The sequence below is a fragment of the Actinomyces lilanjuaniae genome, assembly GCF_003606385.1.
Classification (GTDB): domain Bacteria; phylum Actinomycetota; class Actinomycetes; order Actinomycetales; family Actinomycetaceae; genus Actinomyces; species Actinomyces lilanjuaniae.
This window is the reverse complement of the sequence record NZ_CP032514.1, coordinates 2,879,416-2,891,966: the sequence shown is the minus strand read 5'-3', so window position 1 is coordinate 2,891,966 and position 12,551 is coordinate 2,879,416. Positions and strand designations below refer to the sequence as shown.

Genomic DNA, 12,551 nt, shown 5'->3' with positions numbered 1-12,551 from the left:
AGCCTTGGGAGGTGCTGAGGCTCGACTAGGGGCGGGCACACCCGGGTCCCTTGGCTCACCCCTAGGTCAGGCCCGTGTGATCCCGTCCAGCGCCTGGGCCATCTGGTCGGGGGTGAGCAGGCCGACGCTCGTCTGGCGGACGGTGCCCTCGGAGTCGATGAAGAAGTGCGAGGGCACGCCCATGACCCCGTAGGCGGCGGAGACCGCCTGGGACCGGTCGGGGACCTCGGTGAGGTCGTTGCCCACACGCTGGGAGTAGGCGCTCACGGTGGAGGCGTCCTCCCCGACGTAGACCACGATGACCCGTACCTCCTCCCCGTGGGCGGCGGCAGCTTCCTGGACGTCGGGCATCTCGGTGCGGCAGCCGGTGCACCACGTGGCAACGAACATGAGCCACACCGGGCGCCCGTCCATGGCTTCCGGGTCCAGCACCACCTCCTGGGAGCTTGTGTCGGTGCCGCTAAAGGCGGGAGCCGTGTCCCCGACCATGGGCGCCTGCTGGACGCCGTCGACGTCCACCTGGGTGACGGCGGCCCCCTCAGCCTGCGCCGCCTGTCCGGCATCCTGGGGGCCGACAGCCCACCAGGCGGCGATGGCGATGGCAAAGGCCGCCACCGCGAGGACAGCGACCTGCCCGAACCTGGAGCCACGCAGGGCGGCGCGCCAGGCAGGCTCCCCTCCAGCGGCCGCACCTGCTGTGCCGCTGCGTCTGCCGCTGTGCCTGCTGTCCCCGTCGAGGCCCTCCTCGTCCTCCTGGTCGGGGTCCGGCTCCTCCTCGTCCAGCTCCTCGTCTGGGTCAGTGCGGCCGGAGCCAGCGCTGTCGGGGCTGTCCTGCTCGGGGTCAGGTGCGTCGGGACCCGCCTTCTGCTGCTCGGGCTCAGTGTCCTTGGTGTCCTTGGTGTCCTGGGTGTCCTTGATGTCCTCCCGGTCACCCGGCTCGTCTGGGTCGGGTGCGGTACTGCGCTTAGGCATAGGAGTGCAGGCCTCCGAAGAACAGGTTGCCCATGTAGGTGAAAATGACGGCGGCAAAGCCGAGGACCAGCAGCCACGCTGACCGGGTGCCCCGCCAGCTGCGAGTGACCCGGGCGTGCAGGTAGGCGCCGTAGATCAGCCAGGTGACCAGGGCGGCGGTCTCCTTGGGGTCCCAGCCCCAGTAGCGGCCCCAGGCCACGTTGCCCCACAGCGCCCCCAGGATGAGCATGAGGGTGAGCATCGGGAAGGTCACCACCGTGGCCCGGTAGCCCAGGTCGTCAAGGACCTCCCGCCGGGGCCAGCCCCGCCAGCGCACGTGCGGTGCCAGCAGGTACATCACCGCGGCCGCGAAGGAGACGACAGAGGCGCCGTAGCCCAGGGAGGCGGTGAACACGTGCAGGGTCAGCAGCGGGGAGTTCTGCAGGGCCGGCATGAGCGGGCTGGGCTGGTAGGAAAGTGTCGAGGCGTAGACGAGCATCGCCAGGATCACCGGTAGCACAATGATCGACACGGTCCGCACCCGGTAGCGCAGCTCGAAGTACACCTGAGCCAGCATCATCCCCCACGCGAAGGAGATGGCGAACTCGTAGTGGTTGGAGAAGGGGGCGTGACCGGTGGCGATCGTGCGGGCGACCAGGGAGCCGGTCAGCAGCACCAGGCCTAGCTGGGTGGACCTGGCCGCCCACCAGGTCACGGTGAACCGCCTAGTTGGGGTGCGCTGGGAGCCCCCGGTCACCTCAATGGTCCTGTCACCGTCACCGGTGTTGATGACCACGGTGGCGCCACCGGTCCCCGTCGCGGCTGCGGCTGTCACTGCTGCCGTGCGGGCGGCAAGAAAGGCTCCCAGGTAGGCGATGGTGGACATGACGACCAGCGCCGTCGTGATCAGCAGGAGGGCTTGGGAGTACTCAAGCATCGTCGCTCCTCTCAGTGTTCCTCTCTTAGTTCCTCTGAGTCTCGGTGTGAGGTGTCATGGTGCGGCTGACGCGCAGCGTCATGTCCGTGAACAGCCTGGTGAAGCCAGAGTCGCGCCGGTCCGGTGAGGCCATCTGGACCAGCGCCTCCTTGGGGAGCGGCCCGTGTCGGTGACCCGCACCCACAGCCGACGGTGCGGGAAGAACATCGTGGTGCAGGTGCCCACAGCCAGGAGGGCGAAGCCGACCCACACGACCCCGGCCCCCGGGTCCCGCCGCACGATCATCCCGGTGAACTGCTGCTCGCGCTCAAAGGTGAAGGTGTGGCCCCCCACCTGCGTGGGCACCCCGGTGTCGAGCACGGCCTCGTCCACCGGGGTGTTGTCCTCGCCCTGGTAGACCTCCACCCTCATCTGCCCCGGCTCGATACCGGTGCCGGTCTGGCCCGAGGCCGACCCGATGACGTAGGCCGTGGTCCCGTCGGGCAGGGGCGTGCTGCCGAAGACGAGGGTCTCGTCGCTGGTGGTGCGGTCCAGGGCGACACCGCCGTGGAAGACCTGGGTCCCGGACTCGTTAGTGACCTCCATGACGGCGGATACCCCGAAGTAGGACTGGTGGAACATGACGCCGTCGTAGGTCAGCGGGTGGTTGACCCGCACCTCCTGGGCGGCCACCTCCTGGCCGTCCCTGGACACCACGAGGTCAGCGACGTAGTCCTGGGGGGAGCCGTCGTCGTAGTAGGTGTCCTGGAAGCCTCGAGCCTCGGCTACCAGCGAGGTTCCGTGGCCGACCTCCTGGGGGTAGCCGAGGGTCAGGGTGAACTGCTCGTCACGGAAGCCGGTTACTGAGGAGATGACGAACCCAGCCATGATCACGAGGAAGGCGAGGTGGGCCAGCACCGTGCCGAAAGGTGCCCAGGGGCTGCGGTCCATGTAGGCGTTGTAGCCGGGGCCGCGCTCGTCAACGACCACCCGCAGACGGTGCCTACGGGCGTCGGAACAGATCACCTCGAAGGCCTGCTCGGCGCTCACCGGTGCCGTGAAGCGGGCACGTAGCCGGGCCCGGTCGAAGAACCTCGCGGTGACCCGGGTGCGTGGGTGGCGGGCGGCTCTCCACAGCACCGGCAGCCGGTGCACCGTGCAGGCGGTGATAGACAGCGCCAGAAGCCCCATGACCACGAGGAACGGGACCGAGCTGAACATCGTGAAGAAGCCGAGGGCTCGCAGCACGTCGGTCCAGCCGCCGAAGGTCGGTCGGACCGACTCCAGCCACTGGGCGGTGGCCTCCTCACTGACCCTGGCACCTGCAGGTATCTGGGGGATGACGACGCCCAGGAGTGACAACGTCCCGGTCAGCAGGATGAGGGCCAGCCCGACAGTCTTCTTGTAGAAGAAGGAGTAGGCCTGTCGCAGGATCGGACCCAGGGAGAGCGCGGCCTGGTCATCCAGGCCGTCTACCGGGTCCGGGCTGCCGGGGCCGCCGCTACTGCCCGTCGAGGAGGCGGGGCCGTTGCTCACTGTACTCACGTCTACGCGCCGTCCTTCCCTACAGACTGAGACCGGGAGCCAGGGCGGACAGCCTCCCCAGGAGGCCGGTGACCATGAGCAGCCCGACAGCGACCAGGACTGCCCCGCTGGCCAGCGAGACTGCGACATGGTGGCGTCGGAACCAGTCGAACCGGCGGGTGACCTGGGCCGATCCCAGGGCGACGGCGACAACGGGCGCGCCCAGGCCCAGGCAGTAGGCGACCATAAGGCCGATCCCTGACCACGCTGTCGCGCTCACGGTGGCCAGGGCCAGGATGCCGCTGAGGATTGGGCCGATGCACGGGGTCCACCCTGCGGCAAAGACGACGCCTATGACCCCGGCGCGTAGCGGGGAGGCCGGTCCTGCGCCCGAGGGGCCGTAGGCACGGACCTGGGTGTCGAAGGGTCGGATTGTCAGCAGCCTGGCAACGTGTAGCCCCATGAGCACCAGGACGGCCCCGCCAGTCACCCGCGCGTACACCGCGTAGGGGCCCAGCGAGCGGCCGATCAGTCCCACCGACGCCCACAGCGCGATGAACACCGCGGAGAAGCCCACGACGAAGCACACGGCGCTGGCCAGGGCGCCTCGCCTGCTCACCTCCTGGTGACCGCCCCCCACGAGCTGGCTCACGAAGGCGGGGACGATGGGCAGGAAACAGGGTGAGGCGAAGGAGACTAGCCCCGCGAGCAGGGCGAGCGGCAGTGTGATGGTGACCTCCATCGCTAGCCTCTGGTGGCTGACGTCGAGGCGGAGGGGGCGGGGGACCCGGAGGAGCCTGAGCCCAGGTGCCCCTGGTGGCTGCGGACCGTCTCCGCCATGTCCGAGTCGGGGGCGACCTCCAGGACCTTGTCCCAGCACTGTGCTGCCTGCTCGGTGTCAGGCGGGGACTGGGCCATGTAGAGGAAACCGAGGTTGTACCAGGGCTCAGCGGTGTCCGGGCTGACCTGGGAGGCGTGGCGCCAGTGGGTCTCCGCCTCCTCGTACTGGTTCGACTGGTACTCCGCGACACCGATGGTCAGCAGCGCGTCCACGTTGTCAGGGTCGGTGTCAAGGATCTGCTGGAGCCAGGTGATCGCGTCCTGGTACAGGGCGGCCCGCAGGTACATGACTCCCAGCTCCTGGCGGGCCGTGATGTTGCTGGGGTCGGCCTCGGCCTCAGCCTGCAGGGTGGCCTCCTGCTCGGCGTCAACCGGTTCTGCCTCGTCCATCTGGGCGATCTCCGTGGCATCCGCACCAGCCACTGAGGGGTGGTCAGCCGGCATCGTCATCGTCGCCTCGGCTGAGGTGTCGCCGCGCCCGGTCTGCTGGATGAGAACCACCAGAGCGGCCGACAACAGCACCACCAGCACCAGGGTGGTGCGTGAGACCCCGCCCCGGCGGCGCGGTGTCGAGGACGGCCGGGCGCGCGGCCGTGCCGGGGAGGAGCCGACCTGGGAGGACTGCCGGGCCGAGGCGGCCTTCCGGGGCTGGGTTCCGGCAGTGTCGGCCAGGTCGGCTTCTCGGTCCTCAGGGAGCAGGTCGTCGGTAGGGTCGTCGGGCAGCAGGTCCTCGACGTCGGCAGCGGGCTCGTCGTCCAGGTCGTCCCCGGTAGCACCGTGCGCACCGTCTGCACCGCCAGGCCCGGAGCCGGCAGGTGGGTCGGGCTCACCGTCGGCCCCCTCGGCGTCGAGGCGCGCCAGCTGCTCACTGGCCCAGCCCCTGAGCCCCTCAGGAGCAGATGAGAGGAAGGAGCGCAGCTCGTCGCGGCCCGGGCGGCCGACTGAGTCCGGCTGCGGCCCCTGGCCCGGGCCGTCGCCGTCGGTCCCCGACTGTGCGTCGTCTACCATGCCTGCCTGCGCCCTCCGTCAGTCGTCGTCACTGGGCATGTGCTGCTCCGGGATCGCCGGCCCGACCCCGTTGTCGACCTCGATGCCGCGCAGTACCAGCTGTCCGGAACGGGCCCAGTCGGTCGCCTGGTTGAGGATGGAGACTGAGTAGGCGGGGGCGTGGAAGCCCCGACCGTTCTCGGAGAACGAGTAGTCGACGACGAACTGGGCCTTGCGCTGGTAGTCACGGGCCTTCTCCAGGTCGGCCTCGTCGGCGCTGCCGTTGTCGACCGCGGTGGTGATGTCAGTGATCAGCGCGTCCAGGGCGGTGAAGCTGACGTTGAGCGAGCTCTGCCACGTGGTCTGGATGGTGTCCACGCGCTGGCGCATCTCCTCGGCGCTGGAGTGGTGGCAGGTCAGGCAGGAGGCGTTGATAGTCTCCTCGCTGGCCATCGGGCTCATGATCTGGTGGTTGGAGACCTTTGCCGCTCCCTCCCGGCCGTAGGCCATGTGGCAGTCGGCGCAGGTGACGCCGTTGGCCGCGTGGATGCCCTGCGACCAGGTCTCGAAGTCGGGGTGCTGGGCCTTGAGCACCTCGGCGCCGCTCTCCTCGTGGGTGAAGTCGGTCCAGCCGATGTCGTCGTAGTAGTCCATCGCGTCGTAGACGGTCAGGCCGTTGTCCCACGGGAAGGTCAGGGTCTTGCCGTCCCCGGCAAAGTAGTACTCGACGTGGCACTGCGCACACACGTAGGTGCGCATCTCCTGATTGGTGGCGTCACGGTTGACGTCAAAGTCCTCAATGCCCTCGGCCGCCTTCGCCTCGCGGATCCCCTCGGCAAAGGCGGGACGGGTGATCGTCAGCTCCATGGTCTGCGGGTCGTGGCAGTCGATGCAGGCGATGGAGGAGGAGGCGTGCTCGACCGCGTCCTCGTAGTCCATTGCGTTCATGGCCTCGAAGCCGGCCTCACGGTCGCCGTCGCCCAGCTCGTCGTAGATCTCGGGCGTGGAGGCGTGGCAGTTCAGGCAGGCCCCAGGCTGGTTGAAGCGCTCGTCGGTGCGCTCGGTGTACATCTGGTCCAGCAGAGCCCACTCGTGCCCGCGGGGCTCGGTGTAGTCCACGGCAAAGGCGTAGCCGCGCCACATCCTCTGGGCGCGGGGCTCGGACTCGATCCGGGAGATCGTGTGGTACTCGCGGGGGTCCTCAGCGGTGGGGGTGACCTCAATGAAGTCACCGTCGGTGTCCTCGACGGTCTGGCGGTACTGCTCGTACTGGATGGGGAAGTTCTCCCCCCACACCGCCGGGTCGTAGGAGGTGTCGGTCAGCTCGACCACCTCGGTGAAGGAGGCCGCCGACTCCTGCCTGTGGGAGAAGATCGTCGTCAGCAGCCAGGTCAGGGCCGCCGTGGACACGGCGACGCTGACGAGGACCACGACCGGTATCCACCGTGACCGCGAGCGGCGGGTGCTCTTCTTCCCGGTCTTCCCGGTGCCTTTTCCGGAGTCCTCGGCAGCGGCCTGCGCAGTCGACTCTGTGGCGGACGTGGTGTCGTTCTCGTCCCCGCTCGTCGCGGCGTCGTCCCTGCCGCTATCGTCCCTGCCGGTGTCATGCCCGGCGCCCGTGGTGTCGTCCTTCTCGGTGCTCATCTCGCGTTACCTCTCATGCCCGACGCCGTCGTGGCAGCGGATGCACGACACCGTCTCACCCTTGTGGGCCGAACTGTTGGTGGCCTGGTCGACGAAGTCGCCATGGCAGTGGAGGCAGGCAGCCTCGGTAATATTACGGTTGTGCTCACGGATCTGGATGTTCTGCGGGTAGTTGTCCAGCGTGAACCGCAGCGAGTGCCAGAGACCGTTGTCGGCCTCGTTGATGTAGGTGTAGGCCAGGTTGTCGTGCGGGGTGTGGCATGAGTGGCAGGTGGCCACGTCGTGGTGGCTGCCCCTCTGCCACGCCTCGTACTGCTCGTCCATGGCGTGGCAGTTGGCGCAGTTCTCCGGGTTGTCGCCCAGGTAGCCTGTCACCCCGGAGTACTGGACCGTGAAGCCGGCCAGGCCCAGGAAAACCCCCAGCATCGCCGCCAGGGCGATCCTGGTCCAGCCGGTGAAGGCGCCGGTGAGGGTGCGCCACACTGACCTGATGCGACGCATCATGTGGCACCCCTTGCGCTCTGTGACACCTACTCCGGCCCCCGATCTCCGGCTCCTGATGCTGCCGTTGTGGCGGTCAGGTCCGAGCATGCTATGTCACATGTAGGATAACACAGAGTGTCATCAAACAGGGGCTGGGCGCGAGGGGCCTGGGTGGCTCGACCACCTCTGGCCCCTTTTCCGTGCCCGTCGCCGTGCCCGTTTTCGTCGGAGCGGTATCCTCCGGGACCGGTCGTGCGGACGACGTGCGGCTGTTGTGTGCAAAGCCGTCGGCCCGGATGTCACACAAGTAGCCCTGGACTGACATCGTGGACCTACTGATGTTCCAGAACGAGCTGATGGGGGAGCTGGTGGACATCTCCGGCTCGGACCCGGTCCTGGGGCCTGGGCTCACAAGGCCTTTGTCCCGACCCCCCTTGGCCCTGCGGAGCCGGTCCTGGCAGGCGCCACCCACCGGGCTGTCGCCCAGGCGAGGGCCGCGCTGGCAGCCTTGGATGCTGCCTCATCGTCGCGTCCCTGCTGTCTGTCGGGGTCCTCAGTGAGCCCACGCTCACTGTCTCGCCGTGGTTCGAGGCCCGTCGTGCCCAGTACTACGACGCCCTGCTGGGGGTGAGCGCACGCGGCGACCGGGACGCCTTTCTCACCTTCTTCGCGCAGGGCCTGGCTGCGGCGGCTACTGCCACCCGTGAGCAGATGCTGGCGCTGGCCAGGGTCCAGGAGGACCTGGTGGAGGAGGTCCGGGCCTCCTCCCTGAGCTCGGCTCATGCTGTCGACCTGGTGGGACTGGCAGTGGCCAACCCCTCCTTCACTGTCCGCACGGTGCAGGCCGAGTTTGGGCTGTCCTATGGACGGGCCAACACCCTGGTGGGACAGCTGGTTGACCTCGGGCTCCTCCAGCTTGTCAGTCCCGGGACACACCCGCGCCGCTTCACCGCGCCGCGGGTCCTGCAGGTCCTCCTTGCTGGCAGTCCGACGCAGCGCTCCGTGTAGCAGCTCCTGGCCGCAGGCCTGTGGTGGAGACTCCTCCGTCGGGGCCTGCTGCCAGGCCTGTACCGGGCTGCACTGCGTGACCGTCGGCCGCCCTTCAGGTCGGGGACTGGAAAGAGACCGGGTGACACGTGCCAGCCAGGCAGGTCGCCCACTATCGTGCAGGTGTGACAGAAACTCCCTCGCCCCTCGGCCGCCACGGTGATGGTGCCGAGTCAGCGGCGACTAGCGCCGCGTGTGCGGGAGCGCAGGCAGCGGCAGAGGCGCCAGCACCGGTAGGGTCGGCCGCCTCGGCGACTGTCGTGCCAGCTGACTCGACGCCAGCGGTTGCCGTGCGCCCCCGTCCCGCCTCGGCACCGGTCTACCCGGCAGGCTCGGCCAAGCTCTCAGCCACGGAGGCCCGAAGGTGGGGACTTGATGACGTCCTGGACGCGCTCTTCTTCGCTGCCGCTGCCTTGGCTGCCCTGTGGCTTGCCTGGCTCCTGCTCGGCTCTGGCTGGCACTTGGAGCCATGGGCGGCCCTCAACGTCGTCCTCTTCTGGGTGGTGCTGGCCTACCTCGCCCTGCCGCGCCTGCACCAGGTGCTCACCTGGCTCTACGTCCCCGAGTACTTCATCGGGCGGACCCGCACCGCCGACGGCCTGCTGGGCGACCCGGTCAACCTTGCCGTCCAGGGCCACGAGGAGGACATCCACGAGGCCATGACAACGGCTGGGTGGGTACGAGCCGACCCCATATCCCTGCGCACCTCGTGGAACATTGTCGTCTCCTCCCTGCTGCGCCGCTCCTACCCTGCCGCCCCGGTATCCGACCTGCTGCTCTTCGGACGCAAGCAGGACTTTGCCTACCAGAAGGAGGTCGAGGGCAACCCTGCCCAGCGCCACCACATCCGCTTCTGGCACGCCCCCAGCGGATGGGTCATGCCCGGTGGGCGCCGCGTGGAGTGGCTGGCGGCGGCCACCTACGACCGCTCCGTGGGGCTGTCCACCCTCACCCTCCAGGTGACCCACAAGATCGACGCCAATATCGACGTCGAGCGCAACTACGTCGTCGACGACGTGCTGTGGGCCAACCAGGCGGCTGAGCTGTCGGTGTGGCCGGACTTCTTCACCGCCTACCATGACAAGAACGGTGGTGGGGACCGGGTCGTCACCGACGGTGACCTCTACGTCCTCGACCTCAACGAGGTGGTACCGGGGCTGCGTGGCAGCAGCGAGCTGGCTGAGGCCCGGCAGGCCGAGGCCCAGGTGCGCAGGAGAAGACCCCCTGAGCTGGTGGTCGCCGTGGTCCTGCTGGTCCTGGTGACAGTGGTCAACGTGCTCAGGCTGGTCACCTCAGGTGTCGTGGGGACGCTGGCTGACGGCCTGGAAGGGGCAGGTGTGGCCGACGAACGAGGGGCCGTGCTGACGGTCGCCGTCACGGTCACGGTTATTCTTATGGCAGCTATCGCAGGCCTGGGGGTGGCGGCCTGGTTCGGACACCCGCGTGGGCGGATCGCACTCATGGTGTTCTTGACCCTCCACATCATCAACACCATGACTCAGGTATCGGCCGTGGGTGAGCGCCAGGCCGGGTGGGGAGTGGTGGTGTCGGCGTCCTTGAGCGTCCTGGCGCTGCTGGCCATGTCCGCGCGGCCCTGCCACGAGTGGGAGCGGGCGCGCAAGACGGAGCGGCTGCGTGTGCGTGAGGGGGAACCGGTGCGGGAAGGAAGGTAGGGCCTGAGAAACCTGTCGGGGGGCACTAGCCTGGGGGTATGAGTGAGTTCCCAGCGGGTTCCCGAGGAAGGCACGTCGACGCCTCCCGCGCCGTCGACGGTCCCGCCCGGCCCGCCGACGCGTCCAGGCCGGGTGCCGACCCTGCGCCCCGCCCGCAGGACCCGTCCGCCGAGCATGTTCGTTTTGGTGTTCCCTTTAACGGGGTCCTCCCTGTCTGGCACGACGACGCCACCATCAGCTGGCACCGCCCCGTGGACGGTACCGACCTGGCTGGTGTCCTGGGTCTGGGGCTGGTGGAGACGGAGCCCGGCCCGGCCTCGACCCCGCCGGGCTGGGTCGAGCATGTGGAGACCGGTACCCTGACACACGGCGGGCGGCTCCTGCACCTCAGGGCGGCCTCTCCCTCGGGCCGCCGTGCCGTCAACAACCCTGGCTCGGGCATGCCGGTGGCCCTCGGGAGCCGCTGAGCGTCGAGCAGGCCATGGAGGGTGACTTTGACCTGGTGGGCTTTGGCATCCATGTTGGTCGCTGCATGCTGCGGGCCGCCCGTGACGGCGGGATCCTGGTCTTCGCCCTGCGTGCTCCCGGGACCCCGAGCCGCACCACCTGCTGTCCGTTCCCGCTGAGGCTGACGACCACGCGGTGATGACCTTCCACCTGGGCACCTTGCTGGACATGGAGGGAGGGGCGTGGGAGAAGGCGACTCGCTCGGGGAGATGACGCTGCTGGACCTGACCGTCCCCTACGCCGACCTTGTGGCCGACCTTGGGCAGGCAGGCCGGGGAGGTGGCGGAGGGGAGGAGGGGCTTGACGCGGACAAGGTGCTGGAGATGGCCCAGCCCGCTGTGCAGTGCCTGCTCAAGCCCGGATTCCCCTTCGCCCTGGGCGCCTCCATCCTTCTGCCTGAGGAGTGACGACCCCTGTGCGGGTGGGACCGTGCGTCCGTCGCGTCCGCCGGCAGCGCCTTACGGGACGAGGCGCCGTGCGGGAGAGGGTTGCCGTTACGCCCCCCGCAAAACCTCCGTATCCGGCATCATAGGGGTATGCGTGACCTCTCTGTCCCCACCGTTCCCTCACGATCTGTTCAGACGCGTATGGCCCAGGAGACAGCCGAGCGCCAGGCCGCAGCGGGGTCTGCCGCCTGCCTCGCGGAGGGCGTCGGTGCCCCGTCGGCCCTGAGACGGCGGCTGAGGCAGACCGTGGAGGTGCTCGGCCCGGAGCTGGTTGCGCTGTCCCACGACATCCACGAACATCCTGAGACCGGCTACCAGGAGTACCACGCTGTTGCTGCTGTGGCCGACCTCCTGCGTCGCCACGACCTGGAGCCCCAGGTCGGCGTCTACGGCATGGACACAGCCCTGAGGGCGCAGGTGGGGCGGACGGGTGAGTCTGCCCCGACCATCGCGATCCTGTGCGAGTACGACGCCCTTCCCGGTATCGGCCACGGCTGCGGTCACAACGTCATGTGCGCCAGCTCGGTGGGTGCCTTCCTGGCGCTGGCGGCCGTAGACCGAATAGCCCAGGAGGGCGGTGGGGAGGCGGCTCCGCTGCCTGGACGCGTCGTGCTGCAGACCACCCCGGCTGAGGAGAACTCGACAGCCAAGGAGATCCTGGCCACCCGGGGCATGCTGGACGGCGTCGATGCGGCTGTCCAGACCCACTCCTACGCCGCTGACGTCACGCACCAGACCTGGCTGGGGGTGCGGCGCCTGAGCGTGGTGTTCCGCGGCGTACCCGCCCACGCCTCCTCCCAGCCGTTCATGGGGCGTAACGCGCTGGACGCTGCCACCCTGGCCCTCACCGGGTTCGGCCTGCTGCGCCAGCACCTGCTGCCCATGGACCGCCTCCACGCCGTGGTAGTGGACGGCGGAGAGGTCGCCAACGTCATCCCGGAGCGCGCTGAGCTGGCTGTCATGGTGCGCTCGAAGTATCCCGAGACCCTCAAGGAGGTCGTTGCCCGGGTGGAGGAGGTGCTGTACGGGGCGGCGCTCATGACCGGTACGGGTGTGGAGATCCGTACAGACTCGTTCACCAACGAGATGCCGGTGCGCGATAACGCCCCGCTCCTGGAGTCGTGGGTGCGCTCCCAGCGGGAGCGGGGCCGCGACCCTCTGCCTGCTGGCGTGCTCAGCGAGACGATCGCCGCCGGGACGGACTTTGGCAACGTCTCCCAGCGCGTGCCGGGGATCCACCCGCTTGTCAAGGTGACCGAGGGTCCTGACGTCGCGCTTCACACCCGCGAGATGGCGCAGGCCGCTGCTTCTCCCGCGGCAGACACGGCCGTGGTGGACGGAGCCTACGGGCTGGCTGCGGTGTCCCTGGACTGGCTGTGCGACGCCGGCCTGCGTGAGGCGGTCCAGGCGGACTTCGAGGCCAGCGGCGGGGTCGTAGACGTGGAGGGGTTCTGGGCGCAGTGAGGACGTGCAGGGTCAGACACGCTGTGCATCGCCATGCTGGTTCACCTACGCCCAGGCGGACGGCGGGTA

Annotated in this window: 13 protein-coding genes; 6 read left to right on the top strand and 7 right to left on the bottom strand. The window is 68.9% G+C overall.

Going from position 1 to position 12,551, the window contains the following annotated elements; translation table 11 throughout:
• Positions 1–66: 66 nt before the first annotated feature.
• The 7 genes from D5R93_RS12405 to nrfH form a co-directional block, all read right to left on the bottom strand.
• Positions 67–972, bottom strand: a complete 906-nt coding sequence (locus D5R93_RS12405; RefSeq protein ID WP_120205517.1) for a TlpA family protein disulfide reductase — start codon at positions 970–972, stop codon at positions 67–69.
• Positions 965–1,888, bottom strand: coding sequence for a c-type cytochrome biogenesis protein CcsB (gene ccsB, locus D5R93_RS12400; protein WP_119835464.1), 924 nt, complete (start codon positions 1,886–1,888; stop codon positions 965–967). The genes D5R93_RS12405 and ccsB overlap by 8 nt, the downstream gene beginning before the upstream one ends.
• 78 nt (positions 1,889–1,966) lie before the next feature.
• The gene (locus D5R93_RS12395) at positions 1,967–3,412 is read right to left on the bottom strand and encodes a cytochrome c biogenesis ResB family protein (RefSeq protein WP_243106810.1); all 1,446 of its coding nucleotides are present in this window, start codon (positions 3,410–3,412) and stop codon (positions 1,967–1,969) included.
• 19 nt (positions 3,413–3,431) lie between these two features.
• Positions 3,432–4,133, bottom strand: a complete 702-nt coding sequence (locus D5R93_RS12390; protein WP_119835466.1) for a cytochrome c biogenesis CcdA family protein — start codon at positions 4,131–4,133, stop codon at positions 3,432–3,434.
• Positions 4,134–4,135: 2 nt separating this feature from the next.
• Positions 4,136–5,239, bottom strand: coding sequence for a tetratricopeptide repeat protein (locus D5R93_RS12385; protein ID WP_120205514.1), 1,104 nt, complete (start codon positions 5,237–5,239; stop codon positions 4,136–4,138).
• 18 nt (positions 5,240–5,257) lie between these two features.
• Positions 5,258–6,862, bottom strand: coding sequence for an ammonia-forming cytochrome c nitrite reductase subunit c552 (locus tag D5R93_RS12380; protein ID WP_120205512.1), 1,605 nt, complete (start codon positions 6,860–6,862; stop codon positions 5,258–5,260).
• A 6-nt stretch (positions 6,863–6,868) separates the two neighbouring features.
• On the bottom strand, positions 6,869–7,366 hold the full coding sequence (nrfH, locus tag D5R93_RS12375; protein ID WP_119835469.1) for a cytochrome c nitrite reductase small subunit: 498 nt from the start codon (positions 7,364–7,366) through the stop codon (positions 6,869–6,871).
• Positions 7,367–7,972: 606 nt separating this feature from the next.
• Here nrfH and D5R93_RS12370 point away from each other — a divergent pair.
• The 6 genes from D5R93_RS12370 to D5R93_RS12355 all read left to right on the top strand — a co-directional run bounded on the left by D5R93_RS12370 (position 7,973) and on the right by D5R93_RS12355 (position 12,482).
• Positions 7,973–8,353, top strand: a complete 381-nt coding sequence (locus D5R93_RS12370) for a Fic family protein (protein WP_119835470.1) — start codon at positions 7,973–7,975, stop codon at positions 8,351–8,353.
• Positions 8,354–8,682: 329 nt separating this feature from the next.
• Positions 8,683–10,065 carry an LssY C-terminal domain-containing protein gene (locus D5R93_RS12365; RefSeq protein ID WP_243107096.1) on the top strand — a complete coding sequence of 461 codons (1,383 nt, stop codon included), beginning with the start codon at positions 8,683–8,685 and terminating at the stop codon, positions 10,063–10,065.
• 38 nt (positions 10,066–10,103) lie between these two features.
• A complete protein-coding gene (locus tag D5R93_RS14380) occupies positions 10,104–10,532 on the top strand; it encodes a hypothetical protein (protein ID WP_243106809.1) in 429 nt (142 codons plus the stop codon).
• A gap of 14 nt (positions 10,533–10,546) precedes the next feature.
• Positions 10,547–10,711, top strand: coding sequence for a hypothetical protein (locus tag D5R93_RS14375; protein WP_243106808.1), 165 nt, complete (start codon positions 10,547–10,549; stop codon positions 10,709–10,711).
• 43 nt (positions 10,712–10,754) lie between these two features.
• Positions 10,755–10,979 carry a hypothetical protein gene (locus D5R93_RS14370; RefSeq protein ID WP_243106807.1) on the top strand — a complete coding sequence of 75 codons (225 nt, stop codon included), beginning with the start codon at positions 10,755–10,757 and terminating at the stop codon, positions 10,977–10,979.
• Positions 10,980–11,108: 129 nt separating this feature from the next.
• Positions 11,109–12,482, top strand: a complete 1,374-nt coding sequence (locus D5R93_RS12355) for an amidohydrolase (RefSeq protein ID WP_120205509.1) — start codon at positions 11,109–11,111, stop codon at positions 12,480–12,482.
• Positions 12,483–12,551: the final 69 nt, after the last annotated feature.

Excerpts from the sequence above, each read along its gene's own strand:
- D5R93_RS14380 (WP_243106809.1), top strand. The coding sequence starts at position 10,104 with ATGAGTGAGTTCCCAGCGGGTTCCCGAGGAAGGCACGTCGACGCCTCC.
- D5R93_RS12390 (WP_119835466.1), bottom strand. The coding sequence starts at position 4,133 with ATGGAGGTCACCATCACACTGCCGCTCGCCCTGCTCGCGGGGCTAGTC.
- ccsB (WP_119835464.1), bottom strand. The coding sequence starts at position 1,888 with ATGCTTGAGTACTCCCAAGCCCTCCTGCTGATCACGACGGCGCTGGTC.
- D5R93_RS12385 (WP_120205514.1), bottom strand. The coding sequence starts at position 5,239 with ATGGTAGACGACGCACAGTCGGGGACCGACGGCGACGGCCCGGGCCAG.
- D5R93_RS12405 (WP_120205517.1), bottom strand. The coding sequence starts at position 972 with ATGCCTAAGCGCAGTACCGCACCCGACCCAGACGAGCCGGGTGACCGG.
- D5R93_RS12355 (WP_120205509.1), top strand. The coding sequence starts at position 11,109 with ATGCGTGACCTCTCTGTCCCCACCGTTCCCTCACGATCTGTTCAGACG.
- nrfH (WP_119835469.1), bottom strand. The coding sequence starts at position 7,366 with ATGATGCGTCGCATCAGGTCAGTGTGGCGCACCCTCACCGGCGCCTTC.
- D5R93_RS14375 (WP_243106808.1), top strand. The coding sequence starts at position 10,547 with ATGGAGGGTGACTTTGACCTGGTGGGCTTTGGCATCCATGTTGGTCGC.
- D5R93_RS12380 (WP_120205512.1), bottom strand. The coding sequence starts at position 6,862 with ATGAGCACCGAGAAGGACGACACCACGGGCGCCGGGCATGACACCGGC.